The organism is Clostridium ljungdahlii DSM 13528 (assembly GCF_000143685.1).
Taxonomy (GTDB): domain Bacteria; phylum Bacillota; class Clostridia; order Clostridiales; family Clostridiaceae; genus Clostridium_B; species Clostridium_B ljungdahlii.
Genome location: NC_014328.1, coordinates 1,199,579 through 1,218,301 on the forward strand (window position 1 = coordinate 1,199,579; position 18,723 = coordinate 1,218,301).

Annotated in this window: 26 protein-coding genes; all 26 read left to right on the forward strand. The window is 29.4% G+C overall.

All coding sequences use genetic code 11. From position 1 onward, the window contains the following. The first annotated feature begins 128 nt into the window (after positions 1 to 128). The gene (locus CLJU_RS05345; RefSeq protein ID WP_013237756.1) at positions 129 to 1,151 is read left to right on the forward strand and encodes a type II secretion system F family protein; all 1,023 of its coding nucleotides are present in this window, start codon (positions 129 to 131) and stop codon (positions 1,149 to 1,151) included. Between the two features lie 27 nt (positions 1,152 to 1,178). Beyond that, entirely contained in the window at positions 1,179 to 1,571 is a 393-nt protein-coding gene (locus tag CLJU_RS05350; RefSeq protein ID WP_023163055.1) for a type II secretion system protein, read from the forward strand. 63 nt (positions 1,572 to 1,634) lie between these two features. Further along, complete coding sequence (locus tag CLJU_RS05355) at positions 1,635 to 2,087, forward strand: type II secretion system protein (protein WP_013237758.1); 453 nt, start codon at positions 1,635 to 1,637, stop codon at positions 2,085 to 2,087. Further along, a complete protein-coding gene (locus tag CLJU_RS05360) occupies positions 2,039 to 2,575 on the forward strand; it encodes a type II secretion system protein (RefSeq protein WP_023163056.1) in 537 nt (178 codons plus the stop codon). The genes CLJU_RS05355 and CLJU_RS05360 overlap by 49 nt, the downstream gene beginning before the upstream one ends. Further along, a complete protein-coding gene (locus tag CLJU_RS05365; RefSeq protein WP_023163057.1) occupies positions 2,544 to 3,041 on the forward strand; it encodes a ComGF family competence protein in 498 nt (165 codons plus the stop codon). Before CLJU_RS05360 ends, CLJU_RS05365 begins: the two co-directional genes overlap by 32 nt. Positions 3,042 to 3,097: 56 nt before the next feature. Then, on the forward strand, positions 3,098 to 3,451 hold the full coding sequence (locus CLJU_RS05370; protein WP_144289753.1) for a hypothetical protein: 354 nt from the start codon (positions 3,098 to 3,100) through the stop codon (positions 3,449 to 3,451). Beyond that, positions 3,448 to 4,182, forward strand: a complete 735-nt coding sequence (locus CLJU_RS05375) for a hypothetical protein (RefSeq protein ID WP_013237762.1) — start codon at positions 3,448 to 3,450, stop codon at positions 4,180 to 4,182. Before CLJU_RS05370 ends, CLJU_RS05375 begins: the two co-directional genes overlap by 4 nt. Positions 4,183 to 4,249: 67 nt before the next feature. Further along, a complete protein-coding gene (locus tag CLJU_RS05380) occupies positions 4,250 to 4,693 on the forward strand; it encodes a hypothetical protein (RefSeq protein ID WP_013237763.1) in 444 nt (147 codons plus the stop codon). Between the two features lie 110 nt (positions 4,694 to 4,803). Continuing rightward, complete coding sequence (locus CLJU_RS05385; RefSeq protein ID WP_013237764.1) at positions 4,804 to 5,223, forward strand: hypothetical protein; 420 nt, start codon at positions 4,804 to 4,806, stop codon at positions 5,221 to 5,223. A 307-nt stretch (positions 5,224 to 5,530) separates the two neighbouring features. Continuing rightward, positions 5,531 to 6,607: a M24 family metallopeptidase gene (locus tag CLJU_RS05390; protein WP_013237765.1), complete on the forward strand. Its 1,077-nt coding sequence runs from the start codon at positions 5,531 to 5,533 to the stop codon at positions 6,605 to 6,607. Positions 6,608 to 6,935: 328 nt separating this feature from the next. Continuing rightward, a complete protein-coding gene (efp, locus tag CLJU_RS05395; RefSeq protein WP_029170128.1) occupies positions 6,936 to 7,493 on the forward strand; it encodes an elongation factor P in 558 nt (185 codons plus the stop codon). 39 nt (positions 7,494 to 7,532) lie between these two features. Then, positions 7,533 to 7,934, forward strand: coding sequence for a CD1247 N-terminal domain-containing protein (locus CLJU_RS05400; protein ID WP_013237767.1), 402 nt, complete (start codon positions 7,533 to 7,535; stop codon positions 7,932 to 7,934). A 127-nt stretch (positions 7,935 to 8,061) separates the two neighbouring features. Continuing rightward, a complete protein-coding gene (spoIIIAA, locus tag CLJU_RS05405) occupies positions 8,062 to 8,979 on the forward strand; it encodes a stage III sporulation protein AA (protein WP_029170127.1) in 918 nt (305 codons plus the stop codon). A gap of 1 nt (position 8,980) precedes the next feature. Next, entirely contained in the window at positions 8,981 to 9,499 is a 519-nt protein-coding gene (gene spoIIIAB / locus CLJU_RS05410; protein ID WP_013237769.1) for a stage III sporulation protein SpoIIIAB, read from the forward strand. Positions 9,500 to 9,556: 57 nt separating this feature from the next. Continuing rightward, positions 9,557 to 9,754, forward strand: coding sequence for a stage III sporulation protein AC (gene spoIIIAC / locus CLJU_RS05415; RefSeq protein WP_013237770.1), 198 nt, complete (start codon positions 9,557 to 9,559; stop codon positions 9,752 to 9,754). 9 nt (positions 9,755 to 9,763) lie between these two features. Beyond that, positions 9,764 to 10,147, forward strand: coding sequence for a stage III sporulation protein AD (spoIIIAD, locus tag CLJU_RS05420; RefSeq protein WP_013237771.1), 384 nt, complete (start codon positions 9,764 to 9,766; stop codon positions 10,145 to 10,147). A gap of 8 nt (positions 10,148 to 10,155) precedes the next feature. Continuing rightward, entirely contained in the window at positions 10,156 to 11,388 is a 1,233-nt protein-coding gene (spoIIIAE, locus tag CLJU_RS05425) for a stage III sporulation protein AE (protein ID WP_013237772.1), read from the forward strand. A 16-nt stretch (positions 11,389 to 11,404) separates the two neighbouring features. Further along, positions 11,405 to 12,001: a stage III sporulation protein AF gene (gene spoIIIAF, locus CLJU_RS05430; protein WP_013237773.1), complete on the forward strand. Its 597-nt coding sequence runs from the start codon at positions 11,405 to 11,407 to the stop codon at positions 11,999 to 12,001. Between the two features lie 17 nt (positions 12,002 to 12,018). Beyond that, positions 12,019 to 12,654 (forward strand): stage III sporulation protein AG, encoded by a 636-nt coding sequence (gene spoIIIAG, locus CLJU_RS05435; RefSeq protein WP_013237774.1) that lies wholly within the window; start codon positions 12,019 to 12,021, stop codon positions 12,652 to 12,654. Between the two features lie 57 nt (positions 12,655 to 12,711). Continuing rightward, entirely contained in the window at positions 12,712 to 13,272 is a 561-nt protein-coding gene (locus tag CLJU_RS05440) for a SpoIIIAH-like family protein (protein WP_013237775.1), read from the forward strand. Between the two features lie 110 nt (positions 13,273 to 13,382). Next, the gene (locus tag CLJU_RS05445; RefSeq protein WP_013237776.1) at positions 13,383 to 13,781 is read left to right on the forward strand and encodes an Asp23/Gls24 family envelope stress response protein; all 399 of its coding nucleotides are present in this window, start codon (positions 13,383 to 13,385) and stop codon (positions 13,779 to 13,781) included. Positions 13,782 to 13,922: 141 nt separating this feature from the next. Further along, positions 13,923 to 14,399: a transcription antitermination factor NusB gene (gene nusB / locus CLJU_RS05450; RefSeq protein ID WP_013237777.1), complete on the forward strand. Its 477-nt coding sequence runs from the start codon at positions 13,923 to 13,925 to the stop codon at positions 14,397 to 14,399. A 30-nt stretch (positions 14,400 to 14,429) separates the two neighbouring features. Continuing rightward, a complete protein-coding gene (xseA, locus tag CLJU_RS05455; RefSeq protein ID WP_013237778.1) occupies positions 14,430 to 15,626 on the forward strand; it encodes an exodeoxyribonuclease VII large subunit in 1,197 nt (398 codons plus the stop codon). Positions 15,627 to 15,641: 15 nt separating this feature from the next. Then, entirely contained in the window at positions 15,642 to 15,866 is a 225-nt protein-coding gene (locus CLJU_RS05460) for an exodeoxyribonuclease VII small subunit (RefSeq protein WP_013237779.1), read from the forward strand. Between the two features lie 45 nt (positions 15,867 to 15,911). Further along, positions 15,912 to 16,793 carry a polyprenyl synthetase family protein gene (locus tag CLJU_RS05465; RefSeq protein WP_013237780.1) on the forward strand — a complete coding sequence of 294 codons (882 nt, stop codon included), beginning with the start codon at positions 15,912 to 15,914 and terminating at the stop codon, positions 16,791 to 16,793. Between the two features lie 54 nt (positions 16,794 to 16,847). Beyond that, positions 16,848 to 18,722, forward strand: coding sequence for a 1-deoxy-D-xylulose-5-phosphate synthase (gene dxs / locus CLJU_RS05470; protein ID WP_013237781.1), 1,875 nt, complete (start codon positions 16,848 to 16,850; stop codon positions 18,720 to 18,722). Position 18,723: the final 1 nt, after the last annotated feature.

An 18,723-nucleotide genomic window follows, 5' to 3' on the forward strand; every position in this document is an offset into this window, starting at 1 on the left:
TTAAAGGTAAATGTGAAGATTCCGCATTTACAAGGTTAAAATATACTTTAAGGAAAAAGGAATATTTTATATATCAAACTATTTCTTTACAAAGTTATAAGAAAATTTTTTTAAAAAATCCAGGGCCAATGGATATAAGCGTATTATGCAGTCAATTAAGTGTTATGCTTGGGGCTGGAATAAACATATCAAGAGTACTTGATAATTTGGAAACTCAGTGCAATAAAAGTTCCTTAAGATTAGCATTAAAATCTATAAAAGAAGATGTAATTAAAGGGCAAAGTATACATAGTAGTATGGCAAAGTTTAAAAATATATTTCCTAATTTTATGATTGAAATGATAAGAGTGGGCGAGACTAGTGGAAAACTAGATGAAGTACTGATAAAATTATCTGAATATTATGAAAAGAAAAACAATATAATTTCCACCATAAAAGCTTCCCTTATATATCCAGTAGTAACTTTTATAACTTCTATATTCATTGTAATGTTTTTGATGATTAAAATAATACCACAATTTACAGATATTATACAGTCAAATGGAGGTGAGATACCAACTTTGACCAGAGTGGTAATGTACATATGTCAATTTTTAGAGTTGTACTATTTGCAAGGGACTGTAATTATAAGTTTAATTCTATTATTGAGCTATAAATTTAGTAAAAGCGGTAGGGGAAGAAAAATTAGAGAGAGTATAAAGCTTAAATTACCTTATTTTAACAAGGTGTATAATAAAATGTTTATTTTTAAAATATGTTCAGCTATGACTGTACTTAGTGAATCAGGAGTTAACATATTGAAGGCTTTAAAAATAATTAGGAATTTAATTGGAAGTGAAATTATGGCTGAAAGATTAGAAAACTCAATAAAATATATAGAACAAGGAGAAAGTATGAGCGATGCCTTAAATAAGGCAAAAATAAATGATAAATTATTCATATCCCTTGTTCAAACAGGAGAGGAAACGGGACAGATTGATTTAATGTTTGCTAAATTAGAAAAACTGTTTGGCAGTGAACTAGATAGGTATTTCGAAAAATCAACTAAAGTTATAGAGCCAATGATAATAATCATTCTTTCCTTATTTGTTGGAATATTTATTATATCTGCACTTATGCCTATTTTTACTATAATGGATTCTACTCTATAAATTAAAAAGAAAGCTGGGTTATAAATTATGAAGGTACATAAAAAGAAAAAAGGATTTACCCTTATAGAACTTATGCTTGTAGTTGCTATAATATTAGTTCTTTTAGGATTTTTGGTTCCTAAATTTTCTGGATATCAAAGTAAGGTAAAAACTGCTAAAGCCATAAATACGGCTAAACAGCTAGAAACAGCTGCTATGGCCAGCTATGGAAATAGTGATGGAAAATTTGATACAGCTGATGTGCAGGAATGTTTATCAAAGCTTACTTCTGCAGAAAACCCGCAAGTTTCAGCTGGGGACAGTGATCAATTTATAACTATAAGCTATAAAAGTGATGATAAAGATTATACTTTAGAAATAAATGCTCAGGAAAGTTCCTATAAAGTTAAAGATGGAGATAAGCAGGTATTTCCAAAATGAGAAAATCCATAATTTAATATTTAATTGTACTTGTAAAAATTGTTGAATGAGGAGAATAATTTTATGGCTGATAAAATAAAAAAAAAGGGATTTACTGTTATAGAACTTCTCTTAGTACTCAGCATATTTTCAATACTTTTAAGCTTTAGCCTGGTTAACTTAGGTACTTTTGGTAATCTTAAGAATAAGATAGATGTTGATCTTACTAATAACAATATTTTAGATTTTATAAATAAATCTAAAACCTACTGTAGAGACAAGGAAGAAGAAGGAGGATACATTTATTTTGACACAAAAAACAATGAAATAACTTTTAATGTAGCATCGAGTGAAATATTTAAATTAAAGTTACCAGAAGGATTTGTATTAAACCGTGTAAGGGAGGATAACAGAATAAAAATAGATAACATGGGAATTACAGAGGATGCCTGCAGTATAAAATTTAAAGACAGGAAGGGAGAAATGCATTGCATTACTATGTGCGTGGGGACAGCTTACGTAGATATAAAGTATTAATTTGTAAACTAAAAAACTTTGTGGTAAAGATGTTACCTCATAGGCAAAAGATACTGGTCAAAAGAGGATTCACATTAATTGAAGTGTTGTGCAGCATAACTGTTTTCTCGGTATTATTTATGACTGCACTGTTTATTCAGGTAGATGCACTTAAAGTAAAAACATATAACGAAGAGATGAATAATTGTACTTTAGTTATGGAATATGTGAAAAATAGTATTATGTATAATTGCAGCTATGATAGTTTGTTGAATTTAAGGATGAAAGAAAGAACATATATAGACTGCAGCAATTTAAAGTTTCAACATATCAAGAACATAAATGTAACTACTCTGTTTTCAGATGAAAAACCTTTAAAAGAACCTTACATAATTTTAAAGGTAACGGGTGAAAAAGTGCTAAGGGTAAATTTGCAGCTCCATGCTAAAATGTATGGAAATATAAAGGTTGAGGAATGTGATTTTTATAAAGGAAATTATAAAAAGTAGATTAGATGTAAAAAAAGGATTTACAATTATAGAAATGCTTATGGTCATAGCTTTGGTAACGGCAATAACTACCACACAAATAATTGTTATATCGAAATATATGAAATTACACAGAGAAGAAATAAATTATAGTAGGGAAAACTTTTGTGTAAATGAAGCTTTTATAATAATTGAATATCAGATAAAAGCCGCAAAATACATAGATATAAAAAACAATATGATAATTTTAAGGAGATATGATGATAAAGAATATGATTATATAAAAAAGGACAGAAAATCTAATATCATAATTTCTTATGGTAGTCCTGATTCTTCTACTGTAAATAATGTGTTAAAAAATGTTGAGAACTTTTATGTGGAAAGGCAGGGAAAAGTATTCTATATATCTATAAATACAAAGAAAGGTAATTTGTATAGAAGATGTTTTGCTATGGAAAAAGAAAAGTTAAAAAAGGATTTATATTGATATATGTGCTTTTTATAGGGTGTATGTGTATTTTAATTTCTCTTGGATGCTACAGCATGGAAATGCACATTAGATCAAACAATTTAAACAGCCATAAAAAGTCTATTCAGGTGGATGTAACTGAAAAATACAGGGAATACCTTTTTACGGAGCTAAATGAGTATATAAGTAAAAATCCATCTTGTGATGATAATGGAATAAAGCAGTATATATCTTCTTTAGACAATTTTAAAATATATTTTGAAGAATGTTATATTTTCTATGACAAGAATATAGATTGCTTTAAAGTGGAGTATATTTTTAATGGTGAATTTTATAAAGAAGAAACTTATGAGTATGAAGTTAAAAATAAAGATATACTGTATAGCTGCATAGATTATTCTTTTAAGAAAGGTGGCTTAGAAAAGTGAATGAAAAAGCTATTTTAGAAATTAATAATAAAAGTATAACATATAGAAGAATGGCGAAAAAACATTCTATATTCAATTTATTTAAGAAAAATAAAATAGATGAGAATGTTATTCCTGTAAATAATATCGAGAACATAAGAATTGATCTGAAAAATAAAAGATTGTTTATATTAGTACATGGAGAAGAGATATATGTAACTGTTATGAAATTACCTAAATTGAAAAGTAAACTCCTCTACAAAGTCATAAGAGATGAATTGAAAAATAAATTTAAAAATTTAGATAATATAATGTTTTCTTATGAAATAGTTCAATCTAGTAAATATAATTTAGAGGTAATGGTTTCTTGTATGAACTGGCATGGCATGGATATAGCAAAGATGTGTAGTGACAGCGGTGCTGATATTAAACAAATAGTACCAATTCAGTTTTATATGTGGTCAAAGTATAAAAGCAAGATAAAAGATGAAAATTATATATTCATTCTAAATATGAATGATATTATATATTTCATGGCTTGCTATAGAGATAAGATTATATTGAATAATGTATATAAAGATATATTTAAAGATGATTTTTCAGAAATTTTAGAACAATTTAGATTTAAATTAAATATTTTAATGCCCAATTTTAACTTTGCCACTATAATCTTTGTGAATTTTATTTACAAAGATATAATAGAAAGTCTTTCTACAAGTTATAAATGTAGAGACTTAGGGGATTTAAGATAGTTTACCTGAGTTGTTGTCATAGGGTGTTATGAAATTAAAATAATGAAATTAAGAGGTAGTTTGGTACATGAAAAACTTATATTTTTTACCACAGTGGTGTATAGAAAAAGGAAAAACTAAAAAGAATAAAAGTCTTAAGTTACTTATTTTGATTATTTTAATAGTAAACATAATATTTTTAGATATACTTATGATAAATAGAAATCAATTAAATGATGTAGAAACTAGGTTGAAAGAACATAGTTCTGTAAAAAAGTTATCACATGATAAAAGTAGTACTTTTGAAAATTATTTAGATTTTTATAATTACATATATTTAGGAAGAAGCTTTAAAAATGTAAATATAGAAAATAAAAGTCTAGATTTAGATTTTGAGGGAAATGAAAAAGAATGTTTTTCACTAATTAGAGATGCAGAAAAATCAAATAAGTTTATAATTAAAAATTTTAAGCTCATAGGAAATGATGAAGGAGGAAAGAAACTGTGGAAAGTCAATCTAAAATTAAAATAAAAGGAATTTGTTTTATCCAATGGTTTAGTCTTTAGGTCTTTTAAAGTGTTAGCGGAGAAAAATCTATTAAAATTGTACATTATAAATTTAATGAAGGTGGAATATTAATAATGAATATGGTAAATAATATATATAGAATTATTATAATATTTTTAGTGTGCAGTTGCACTGTACTTTTAATAAAAAATTATAATGTGCTCAAAAGCATACATAGTGAAAATGTTAAGCTTCAATTTGTAGAAAAAAACTCAAAAACCCAAATAAAAGATAAGGAACAAGTGAGTTATACTGATATTTTGAGAAAATTAAAGTGTATAGAAGGTATGCAGGTAATTAATGTTGCAAGCAATAATGATGGGAAGCTAACCGTACAGTTTGAAGTAATAGGAAATCAAGCTGAAATCAAAAGTATTCTGGAAAAAGTTAAAAAAATCAAATATTTTAGTAACATAGATAATATTAAAATTGAACAGGATAAAATTCAAGGTATAAAAACGAAGGCAGATGTAAATTTTATCCGAAACTATTAATTCTTCATTCTTAACTATTAACTAAAAAAATTACGTTGTAATTTTTTTATATTAAGTGAAAGTTTCATATTGTGTATTGAAGCAAGCACACATTAATATTTGCAAATAATCACAAGTTTTGATAAAATAACATTGTTCACTATGATGATAGAATAATATTATTTTAAATTTTATTTATTAAAATAACAATTTTATTATTTAAATTATTAGCTAAATTTGATTTCAAATTTAGCAGGGAGTAATCTGCCACAAATTAAAGTAATTATAAACATATTATGCCCTGCTAAAATTTAGGGGGGTAATTTAAATGTTTAAAAAAAGAATTGAAAAATTGAGAGAGGCTATGGATAGCCAACAGTTAGAGGCTGTTCTGTTAGTTGGAGATCCTAATAGAAATTATTTAAGTGGGTTTACGGGAGATGAAAGTTTTTCACTTATAACTTTAGACAAAGCATTTTTTATAACTGATTCCAGGTTTACTGAACAGGCTAAACAGCAAGTTAAGGATTATGAAGTTTTAGAATATGGTAAAAGCGGTTCTTTTGTAAAATTTTTATCAGATTTGATAGGTAAACTTAAAGTACATAGGCTTGGATTTGAGGAAAATATAGTTTCTTACAGCCAGTATGAGCTTTACCATAGTAATTTAGATTGTGAACTTGTACCAATGAATGGAATGGTGGAAAAAATAAGAATTGTGAAAGATAAAGAAGAAATAAATTCAATAAAAAATGCTGCAAAAATTGCGGATAAAGCTTTTGACCACATGGTGAAATTCATAAAATCTGGTATGACAGAGAGAGAAGTCGGATTAGAACTGGAGTTTTACATGAAAAAGTTAGGAGCTAAGGATTTATCTTTTCCATCCATAGTTGCTTCTGGAGAGAGATCAAGTCTGCCACATGGTCAGGCTACAGAAAAAGTTATAAAAAAAGGAGAATTTTTAACTTTGGATTTTGGTTGCATTTATGAAGAATATTGTTCTGATATGACAAGAACAGTTGTTATAGGTGAACCATCACAGAAAATGCTAGAGATATACAATATAGTGTTAGAAGCTGAAGAACTTGCCTTAAAGGAATATAAACCAGAAATGCCAGCATCAAAAGTAGATGCAGTTGCTAGAGATTATATAACTAATAAAGGATATGGCCAGTGTTTTGGGCATAGTTTGGGTCATGGAGTAGGAAGAGAAATTCATGAGGCTCCTGTAATTGGATATAGAAATAATTCTAAATTAAAATCAGGAATGGTAGTAAGTGATGAGCCAGGTATATATATACCTGATTTTGGTGGAGTAAGAATAGAGGATTTGGTAATGGTAACTGAAAATGGAGGAGAAACTTTATCCAAATCACCTAAGAGTTTAATATGCATAAATTAAGTTCTTAGTATTACTTTATTTAGATAACATATTTATATAACATATTATGTTGTATAATATTAAATATATAAAAGAAAGTTCTATGAAAAATTAGATAAAAATCAAAACTAGGTCGAATAAGAATAAGAAAGGGGTTAAAACCGTTAATCCAACACTGCTTTTAAAAGTGTTGAAATATAGGGTTAGTTATATCCGAATTTACGTCCCTGGAGTGTGTGACCAAGCGAAAGTAGCTTATAGCAAAATCGGGCACTATGAATGGGAAAGTAAGCTTAAAATCTTAGACATATTTAATTAAGAGAAGAGTTTACATAACGGTATGTATATAATGATATCAGCAGGAGATTTAAGAAAGGGAACTACTTTTGAACAAGATGGACAAGTGTACACAGTACTGGATTTCCTTCATGTAAAACCAGGAAAAGGGGCAGCATTTGTAAGGACAAAACTTAGAAATGTTATAACAGGATCAGTTACTGATACTACTTTTAATCCAACTGCAAAATTGCAGGAGGCAGTTATAGAAAGAAAAGAAATGCAGTATTTATATTCAGATGGAGAATTGTATTATTTTATGGATCAGGAAACATTTGAGCAAATTCCATTGGAATATGAAAAGGTAGAGGATGCAATAAAGTTTTTAAAGGAAAATATGTTTGCTATAATTAAGTTTTATAAAGGTGAAGCATTTTCCGTTGAAGCTCCAAATTTTGTTGAACTTCAGATAACTCATACTGAACCAGGAGTTAAGGGAAATACTGCCACTAACGTATTAAAACCAGCTACTCTTGAGACAGGGGCTGTTGTTCAAGTCCCTATATTTGTAAATGAGGGAGAAACTATAAGAATTGACACTAGAACCGGAGAATATATGGAAAGAGTTTAGCCAATACTAATGGTAAAATAACTTTAAGGATGTGGTATTGTGAATTCTATTATATCTAAAGTATCCTATCTAAATGGTCTAGTAGATGGACTAAAAATTGATAAAAGTACTAATGAAGGAAAAATGCTAATAGAAATTGTTAATGTACTTAAAAGCATGGCAGAAGAAATTGATGATATGTCCAGAGCTCAAAAAGACATGGAAGATTATGTGGATGCCATGGATGAAGATTTAGCGGATTTACAAGACAACTTATATGATGATGATTATGAAATCTGTAAGTGTAAGGATGAAGGAGAAAACTTTACTGAAATACAGTGTCCAAATTGCAATGATACCGTATATGTAGATAAGGATATATTAGAACAACGAGAAGAATTAACGTGTCCAAATTGCCATAGTAGTATTCCTATTAAGGATGAACTTAAAAAAAGTAAATAAATAGTTTTAAATCCTATTGAAGTTTGTAGCTTCAATAGGATTTTTTTATTTTATTTCTATTTATGTGGAATAATTTTTACATAATCAAAATAGGAATTAATATAAAGAAATAAAGGAGATGAGAGAGATAGATACTAAAGAAATTTTAAACATTATACCTGAAAATTTAAAAGTTGCCCTAGGTGATTTAATAGAATCCCCTAATTTACAAGAAATAAGGATAAGGGTGGATAGGTCTTTGATACTTCAGTTAGGTGAAAGGGAAGTTGTATGCAAGTATATTCCTAAGTTGGAAGATATAAGAACAATAATTAAAAGGATGAGTAATTATTCCATATATGCTTTTGAAGAAGAAATTAAGCAAGGATATATAACTATTAAAGGTGGACATAGAGTGGGAATATGCGGAAGATGTGTTATGGAGAAAGATGAAGTTAAGACTATAAAAGATATCGCATCCTTAAATATCAGAATATGTAGGGAAGTAGTTAATTGTTCGGATTCAATTATGAAATTCATTTCAAAAGGAAATGAAATAATAAACACTATAATAATTTCACCTCCTAAGTGTGGAAAAACCACTTTAGTAAGAGATATTGTAAGAAATATTTCCCAAGGTGTTAAAAACATAGGACTTACGGGAAAGAAAGTATCTGTTATAGACGAAAGAAGTGAAATAGGAGCTTGTTTTAATGGAGTTCCCCAGTTAAATGTTGGTGTCAGAACAGATATATTAGATGGATGTCCTAAAAGTCAGGGAATAATAATGGCCATAAGAAGTATGTCACCAGAAGTTATAGTTTGTGATGAAATAGGAACTTACAGGGATATGGATAGTATTGTGACTGCTTTAAATTCAGGAATAAGTCTAATTATAACTATTCACGGTTATGGAATAGAGGATTTATATAACAGGCCTGTTTTTAAAGAAATAGTTGAAAATAAGGTATTTAATAGGGCTGTAGTACTTAGTAATAGAAAAGGTGCAGGAACAGTAGAATATATATATGACTTCCCGAAAAATTCAATAATATGGAGGGGATAAAATGTTAAAGTTTTTAGGATGCATTATTACAATATGTGCTTCTACTGGAATTGGATTTATATGGGGAGAAAATTTAAAAGGCAGAGTTAAGCAATTGAGGGAATTACAAAGATGCATCAATCAACTTCAAAATGAAATAATATACACACATACTCCACTGCCAGAAGCTATTTTAAATACAGCATCTAAAAGTGTAAATCCTATTAAAGATGTGCTTGAAGAAATATCTCATATGTTAAAGGAAAATTCTGTTGACAGTGTATATGAGGCTTTTAATGTGATATTTGAAAAGAAAAAAGATGTTCTAAATTTGAAAAATGAAGACATAGATGCACTAATAGATTTATCTAAAACACTTGGAGAATCAGATATAGAAGGACAGAAAAGAATGTTTTCTCTAGCCCTAGAAAATATAAAAAAACAAATTGAAATTTCAGAAATTTCAATGAATAAAAATTTGAAAATGTACAGATGTCTGGGATTTTCTTTAGGTGCAGTGGTGGTGATAATTTTAGTCTAAACTGCAGGTACACATTAATTAAATTTCTTATAAGGAATGAAAGGGAGAGATAATTAAATGATGGACATAAGCTTAATTTTTAAAATAGCAGGAGTGGGTATGATTGTTATACTCATAAACAAAGTTTTAGAAGCCAGTGGGAAAGGTGATTATGCAGTGGTGACCAATTTAGCAGGAATTTTAATTGTCCTCATGATGGTAATTAATTTAGTAAATAAATTATTTACTACAGTCAGAACTATGTTCCAACTTTAGGAGAAAGTTATGGAGATAATTAAGGTAGTAGCGTTTGCTTTTATAGCACTGTTTTTAGTACTTCTGTTTAAAGGAAAAAGAGATGACATAGCAGTTTATATAAGTATAGCTGCAGGAATAATTATATTCCTATTTATGATAGCAAAGATAACAGCAGTACTTCAGTTTATTCAGCAGTTAGCTGCTAAGGCAAATATAGATTTCATTTATTTAACCACTGTATTTAAAATAATTGCTATTGCATATTTAGCTTCTTTTTGCAGTGAAATATGTAAAGATGCTGGACAAGGAAATTTAGGAGCAAAGGTTGAATTTGCAGGTAAAATATTAATTTTAGTACTTGCAATTCCTATACTTATGGCTGTCCTTCAGTCAATTTTAAAGATTATGTAGGTGTTAATATGAAAAAGATTATATTGGGTTTAGTTATGGTTTTATTAATAGGCTTTAATGTACAAGCTTTTGACACCAGCAATGGAGAAACAAATGTGCAGAATCAAATTAAAATAGAAAATAGTAATGACGGTAGTTCACAGAATGACAAATATAATAAGATTCAAAATAAACAAAGCGAATCTGAAAAAGAGCAGATAGAAAAATTTTATGATTATATATCTAATATGAAGACAAAAAATGAAGTTCTTAATGACATAGATGTAAGAGATTATGTGAAAAGTTTTCTAAAAACTGGGTCAGGAAATACATCTTTAAAGAAAATTATACGTGCACTTGCAATGTATGGGGTGAGGGAAGTAGCAGCCTCATTAAAACTTTTAGTACTTTTGATAGTAATTTCACTTATATGTGCATTACTTACTAATTTGCAGAGAGCTTTTAATGGAGAACAGTTATCTAATATAGCCTATTTTGCATGTTACTCACTAATAATAATAATAATGGCCAGAAGTTTTTACATAAGTGTGGATATTGCTAGATCTACTATAAAAGAAATGACTGATTTTATGGTTGCTTTAATACCTATACTTATAACTTTGGTGGCTGCAGTTGGAGGATTTGTAGAAGCATCAATTATGGATCCTATTGTAATAGGTGCTATAACTATAAGTGCTAATTTGTTTATGGATGTAATAATTCCTATAATATCCATGTCTTTTGTACTTCAGTTTGTAAATAACTTATCTTCTGAATATAAAATAGATAAACTTACCAAGCTCCTAAATCAGGTAGCACTTTGGGCACAGGGAATTATAATGACTGTATTTATAGGAATTATAACTGTAAGAGGGATAACCTCTAAGACTATTGATGAAGTTACAGCAAAAACTGCTAAATTTGCAGTGGACAATTTTGTGCCCATAGTTGGGAAAAGTCTCTCAGATGCCATATCTACTGTAGCAGGATATTCTATTTTACTAAAAAATGCGTTAAGCAGCTTGGGACTTGTAATTATTGTAGCAATACTGCTGTTTCCAGTAATAAAACTTTTGATTATTGTAGTAGCATATAAGCTTACTGCAGCTCTAATAGAACCTATAAGCGATGGAAGACTTGTAAACTGTATAAACTCTGCAGGAAGCTCCATTGTACTTATAATGGCGTGCCTCATATGCGTATCTGTTATGTTTTTCATAATGATATGTATAATAGCTGCAGCAGGAAAAATTACAATGTGAAAGAGAGGAATACAATATGCTTCAATCTTTAAAGGAGTGGCTGATAAATATATGCACTGCACTATTTTTTATTACAGCTATAGAAATGATATTACCAGATAATAGCATGAAGAAGTATTGCAAATTTGTGTTGGGTCTCATTTTGATTACAGTTTTCATTAATCCAGTAGTGAAAATATTCAATAAAGATTTTGATATAAATCAGTATACTGAAAAGGCTATAGAGAGCTTTGAAAAGGGATTTAACAGTAAAAATCAATTAGATGAATTTAATGATTACAAGAAAAAGAGCATGGAAGATACTATTGAAACTTTTAAAATGAATCTTGAAACTAAGTGTGAAAAAAGTCTTAAAGAAAAATATCCAGATGAAAATTATAAAGTAAAAATAGATGCAAATTATGATGAACAAAATAATAGTGTATGTATAAAAAATGTAAATGTTCAAGTTAGAGATGGAAGTGTGGAAAAAATAAAAAAGGTTGATATAAATACTAAAAGTGCTTCTGTCAGCAATTTGGATTCTGGAGATGACGATAAAAATGTAAAATTAAAAACTTATTTAAGCCAGGAATTAAATGTATCTAAAGATATAATACATGTAAATTCTTAGTTGGAGGAGTTAATATTATGAATTTAAAAAAGTGGTTAAAGGAACTTTTTAATAATAAAAAGGTATCTAATGACAAAAAAAGTATTTTTAATTTGACTATATTATTTTTGGTAGGAGTACTTATAATTGTTACAATAAGTTTTTTTAAAAACTACAATAATGAAAGCAGTGTAAATACTTCTAAAAATTTAAATGATGACAGTAGTAAGAGTAATAATCAGCAGAGTTCTACTTCTTCCGAACAAAGTAAGACTGAGAATTATGAAAAATCAATGCAGGAGAATTTGAAAAATACTTTAGAAAAAATGGATGGAGTAGGCAAAGTGGAAGTAATGATAAACTTTGAAAGTGGGGAAGAGAGTGTACCGGCAGTGAACATAACTGATTCGACAAATAATACAGAAGAAAAGGATACTGAGGGTGGTACAAGAAATACTACCCAAAAAAACAATGGAAGTACGGTGGTTGTTACAAATGATGGGAGCAAATCACAGCCGCTTATAGTTAAGACATACAATCCTAAAGTTTCAGGTGTGTGTGTTGTAGCTGAAGGAGCTGAGAACAAAATAACCGAACTCAGAATATCAAAAGCTATAACGGATTTGTTTGGAATATCAGAGGATAAGGTAAATGTATATCCTATGAAAAAATAGTATATAAGTATATTTTTTAGCATATAATTCTTTAGAAGATAAATGGGGGGAGTTAAAATGAATAAAAAACAAGCTGTAATTATTGTGACTCTTTTAGCTTTAATTGTTTGTGTGGGAGTAGTTGCTACAAAGTTAAACAGTCCTATAAATTATGTAAATGGTGTGGATAATGGAAGCGGTAAAAGTGCAGTATCTTTTAATAGCAGCGATAATAATAGTTCACAGGATAAGAGTACTCAAGCAAAAAGTACCCAATCTAAAAGTGAGCAGTCCCAATTCTTTGAGGAGACACGGCTTACAAGGGATCAAAAAAATGCGGAAACTCTTCAAACTTTAAAAAGCCTTATAGATGACAAAAATGTTTCTGATCCAAATCGTTCTGATGCGGAAAAAAAGTATACTGCATTAGCTATGAATACGAATTATGAATTGAAAATAGAAAATACTCTAAAAAGCAAGGGATATGAAGATGCTATATGTTCTATAGAAGACAACAAGGCAAGGGTAATAGTTAAAGGCAAGAATAAATTGGAAGACAAGGATACAAGACAGATAAAAGATGTAGTTATGAGTATCTCAAATATTCAAGAAGTTGAAATCGAGGTAAAACAAGGTTAAAACAAAGTGGAGCAATTACATAAATAAATTAATTGTAAAAGAAATATCCATTTGATATAATGTATGTAATGTGGGTCTTTCGATGATGTAAAAATCTAGGAGGTGAAACAATGGAGGAAAATACGAATAACGAAATTGATATGGGTATTGTAAAAATATCTGATGAGGTTGTAGGTGTAATTGCAGGTCTTGCTACTACTGAAATAAAAGGTATAGTTGGGATGAGTGCTAGTCTTGTAGGTGGAATTACTCAAATACTTACAGGAAAGAAAAACTTATCTAAAGGTGTTAAAGTGAGTGTAGGAGAAAATAGTGCAGCAATAGATTTATATGTAGTAGTAGAATACGGAGTAAGAATTCCTGATGTAGCACTTAAAGTTCAGGAAAATGTAAAGAGAGCAGTTCAATCTATGACAGGCTTAGATGTTTCAGCTATAAACATACATGTGCAAAATGTTATGATTCCTAAAACAGAAGAGAGCAATGATAATATAGAAGAAGAGCAATAGTATGCACCCTCTGGATTCAGAGGGTGTTTCTATTTAAAGATATGTTTGTATACTTGAACTAGTGTATTAGTTTAAGTATAATTATATCTGAAATGACAATAATTATTTTTAGAAGAGTATATATCCAAGTAGGAGGAAAACATGAATAGAAAAAAATCCAGAGAGTTGATAATGAAATTATTATTTGAAATGAGTATAAATAGAGAAGATTTTAGAAGTGTTTTGGCGAACTTAGAAGATAATTTAGAAAAAAAAATTGAGAGCAAAGAAACTGATGGTGCCGAGGAAGTTTACAGTGAAAATATTGACAAACTAAAAAATGTTGATATGGAATATGTAAAAAGGGTTGTAAAGGGAATAGAAGAGAATAAGGATAGTTTGGATAAGGAAATTGAAAAATATCTTAGAAATTGGACATTAAACAGACTTCCAAAAGTTGATGCTGCAATATTAAGAATTTGTACATATGAATTTTTATATGAACAGGATATTCCCGAAAAGGTATCTATAAATGAAGCTATAGAACTTGCTAAAAAATATTCTTCCGAGAAATCTGCGCCATTCATAAATGGTGTGCTTGGAAATATGATAAAAGATAAGAGCATAAGTAAACAGTAATTATGAATTAAATATGAGGGGTTAAATAATATGTATATTAAAACATTAACTGTGTCTGATATTAACAATTATATAAAGAAGACTTTAGATAATGACTTTATACTTGCTAACTGTTCTATTAAAGGAGAAGTATCTAATTTGAAATTACATACAAGTGGACATATATATTTTTCCCTAAAAGATAAGTTTAGTAAGATAAACTGCATTATGTTTAAATCAGATGCTCAAAATTTAAATTTTATACCTGAGGATGGTATGAAAGTAATAGTTAAAGGAAGGGTGTCCTTATATGAAAAGGAAGGGTTATATCAGCTTTATTGTAATGAAATGAAACCAGATGGTATGGGGGAATTGTATTTAGCTTTTGAAAAATTGAAGGTAAAGTTAGAACAAAAGGGATTGTTTGATGAATCACATAAAAGAAAAATACCTACTTATGCCAAGAAAATAGGTGTAATTACTTCTTCTACAGGAGCTGCGCTTAAGGATATAATAAATGTAACTAAAAGAAGAAACAAAAAGGTAGAACTTTTAATTTATCCATCACTAGTTCAGGGTGCAAATGCTAGCAGTGATGTGATAAAAGGAATTGAAGTATTAAATTCTATAGAAGATGTAGAACTTATAATTATAGCAAGAGGAGGAGGTTCCATAGAAGAACTTTGGTGTTTTAATGATGAAAAGTTAGCAGAGGCAATTTATAGCTCAAAGAAGCCCATAATAACAGGAGTTGGACATGAGATTGACTATACTATAGTGGATTTTGTATCTGATAGAAGAGCACCTACACCTTCTGCGGCAGCAGAGATTGCAGTTTTTAACTTGGAAGAAGCCTTACAAAAACTCAATAGCTATAAAAATAGACTTTACACTTATGCTAAGGATAAAATAAAAGATGAAAAGAATAGACTTAATTTTTTGAAAAAAACATTAGATTTAAACAGTCCCCTTATATATATAGCAAATCAGTATAGTAATGTGGATAAACTCAAAGAACTCTTAAATTTCAAATTAAATGTTAAAATCAATGAGAAAAAAGAAAAATTAGCAAAGATAAATGCACTGCTTTCTGCCCATAACCCATTAAATATTTTAAATAGGGGATATTCTATAATAGAAGATGATGAGAATAATGGAATAAGTTCCATTGAAGAACTAAATAAAAAAGATAAGATTAAAGTAATTATGAAAGATGGAACTTCTAAATTTAAGCTAATTCATTATTAGAAAAGAGGTGCTCGTATGCCTAGAAAAACGGAAAGTTATGAAAATATAATGGAAAAATTAGAAAGTATAGTCAATTCTATGGATAATGGAGAATTATCGCTACAAGACAGTATGAAGAGTTATGAAGAAGGAGTAAAATTGTGCAATAAATTATATAAGATATTAAATGACGCGGAAGGAAAAATAAAAATTCTTACTGAAGAAGGAGAAGAAGACTTTAATATTAAATCTCGAGAATAATATGCTGGATTAATAAGGCTATTTACATAGAATGGAGAATGTATTATGGAAATTAAAGGTGTAATTGAAACATTAAGAGAGGAATTGAATAAATACCTCTATGACTATATGGAGGGAAAAGGATCTTATAATAAGAGAGTATATGAAGCTATGCAGTATAGCTTAGATGCAGGAGGAAAGAGAATAAGACCTCTACTATTTCTTTTGACATATAAACTTTATAAGACAGATTGCAATGAGGTTATGGATATAGCAGCAGCTATAGAAATGATACACACTTATTCCTTAATTCATGATGATTTACCTGCTATGGACAATGATGATTTAAGAAGGGGCAAACCTACAAATCATAAGGTATTTGGAGAAGCTATTGCTGTACTTGCGGGAGATGGACTTTTAAATGAAGCAATGAGTCTGATGTTTAGACACTGTATTGGGAAAAAGGATAACGCTATAAGGGCTTGTAGCATTATTTCTGAAAGTGCAGGAGCTGATGGGATGGTTGGCGGACAGACAGTGGATATTTTAAGTGAAAACACTAAGATACCTATAGATCAGCTCTATTACATGCACAGTAAAAAAACGGGAGCGCTCATAAAAGGATCTATAATATCTGCAGCAGTATATGCGGGAGCAAGTAAAGCTGAAATAGATAAATTAAGCTATTATGGAGAAAAGTTAGGATTGGCATTTCAAATAAAGGATGATATATTGGATTTAACAGGAGATACTGCTCTTTTAGGTAAAAATATAAAAAGTGATCTAAATAATAACAAAACTACATTTATAAGTACTTATGGAATAAATAAATGCAAAGAAATGTGCAATTCAATTACAAGTGAATGTATAGGAGTACTGAATGGGATGAGTGTAGATACTTCTTATCTAAAAGATTTAACATCATTTTTATTAAATAGAGAAAAGTGAAGTTTAAGCTGTGATAAAAATTTTAAAACTACTTTATTAAAGGGATAGATAAGGATGAGTAATTTATTAGATAATTATAAAGATATAAATGACGTAAAGAAGATGTCGTTAAATGATAAAAAAAAGCTAGCTAGAGAAATTAGAAAATTTTTAATAGACAAAGTATCTAAGACAGGAGGTCATTTGGCGTCTAACTTAGGGGTTGTGGAGCTCACTTTGAGTTTATTTAGTGTATTTGATCTAAATTATGATAAACTTATATGGGATGTGGGACATCAGGCTTATGTGCATAAAATCCTCACGGGAAGAAAGGATAAATTTGATACTTTAAGGCAATTTGGAGGATTAAGTGGATTTCCTAAAAGGTGCGAAAGTATATATGATTTTTTCGAAACAGGGCATAGTAGTACTTCAATATCTGCAGCACTTGGAATGGCTAGGGCTAGAGATTTAAAGCATGAGAAATATAATGTTGTTGCAGTTATAGGAGATGGAGCACTTACTGGAGGTATGGCACTAGAGGCCCTAAATGATGTAGGTTATAGAAAAACTAAGCTTATAATAATATTAAATGATAATCAAATGTCTATAGGAAAAAATGTAGGTGGAGTATCTAAATATTTAAATAAACTTAGAGTGGACCCTAAGTATAATAAATTTAAAGCGGATGTAGAAGCTAAATTAAAAAAGATACCTAATATAGGAAAAGGAATGGCAAAATATCTTGAAAAGGTAAAAAATGGAATAAAACAAATGGTAGTTCCTGGAATGTTTTTTGAAGATATGGGAATTAAATATTTAGGACCAATAGATGGTCATAATATAAAAGAACTTACAGACGTACTCGCTTCTGCAAAAGACATACAAGGTCCAGTTATTATACATATAATAACTAAGAAAGGAAAAGGATATGAATTTGCAGAAAAAAATCCAGGTAAATTCCATGGAATAGGGCCTTTTAATTGCGCCAATGGTGAACTGGATGCTGGATCTTCAAATACTTATTCCAAGGCCTTTGGAAATGAAATGGTAAAGCTAGCAGAAAAAGACGATAGAATAGTGGCTATAACTGCAGCCATGAGGGATGGAACAGGTCTTAAAAGTTTTTCTCAAAAGTTTCCTGAAAGGTTTTTTGATGTGGGAATAGCAGAACAGCATGCTGTAACCCTGGCAGCTGGAATGGCACAGGCAAATTTAAAACCTGTATTTGCAGTTTACTCTACTTTTCTTCAAAGAGCTTATGATCAACTTATTCATGATGTATGTATGCAAAAACTTCCAGTAGTTTTTGCTGTAGATAGGGCCGGCATTGTAGGAGAAGATGGTGAAACACATCAGGGAATATTTGATTTATCTTACTTAACGGAAATGCCACATATGACGCTTATGTCTCCTAAATGTATAGATGAACTTCCATATATGTTAAAATGGGCATTAGGCCAGAGTTTTCCTGTAGCTATAAGGTATCCAAGGGGAGGAGATAGTGTATGTCTCAATCCCGTAGAAAATTTTAAACTTGGAAAGTGGGACTGTATTTCAAATGAAGGCAGTGTAGCAATAATTGCTCAGGGTAAAATGGTACAAAATGCAGTGTTAGCAGGAAAAAAACTTAAAGAAAAGGGTATAGATGTAAGGATTATAAGTGCATGTTTTATTAAGCCGCTGGACAAGGAAATGTTAAACAGGTTAGTTGAAGAAAGTGTAACTATCGTTACTGTTGAAGACAATGTAATAAGAGGAGGATTAGGATCCTATATATTAGAATATGTAAATAAATTAAATAAAAAAGTAAAAATAATAAACTTAGGGTTTGATGATAAGTTTGTACAGCATGGAAAATCCGATATTTTGTATAAGCTGTATGGTTTGGATCCTAAAGGTATCGTAAATAGTGTACTTGAAGCAGCAGAGGTAAGTCATATATTTTAAT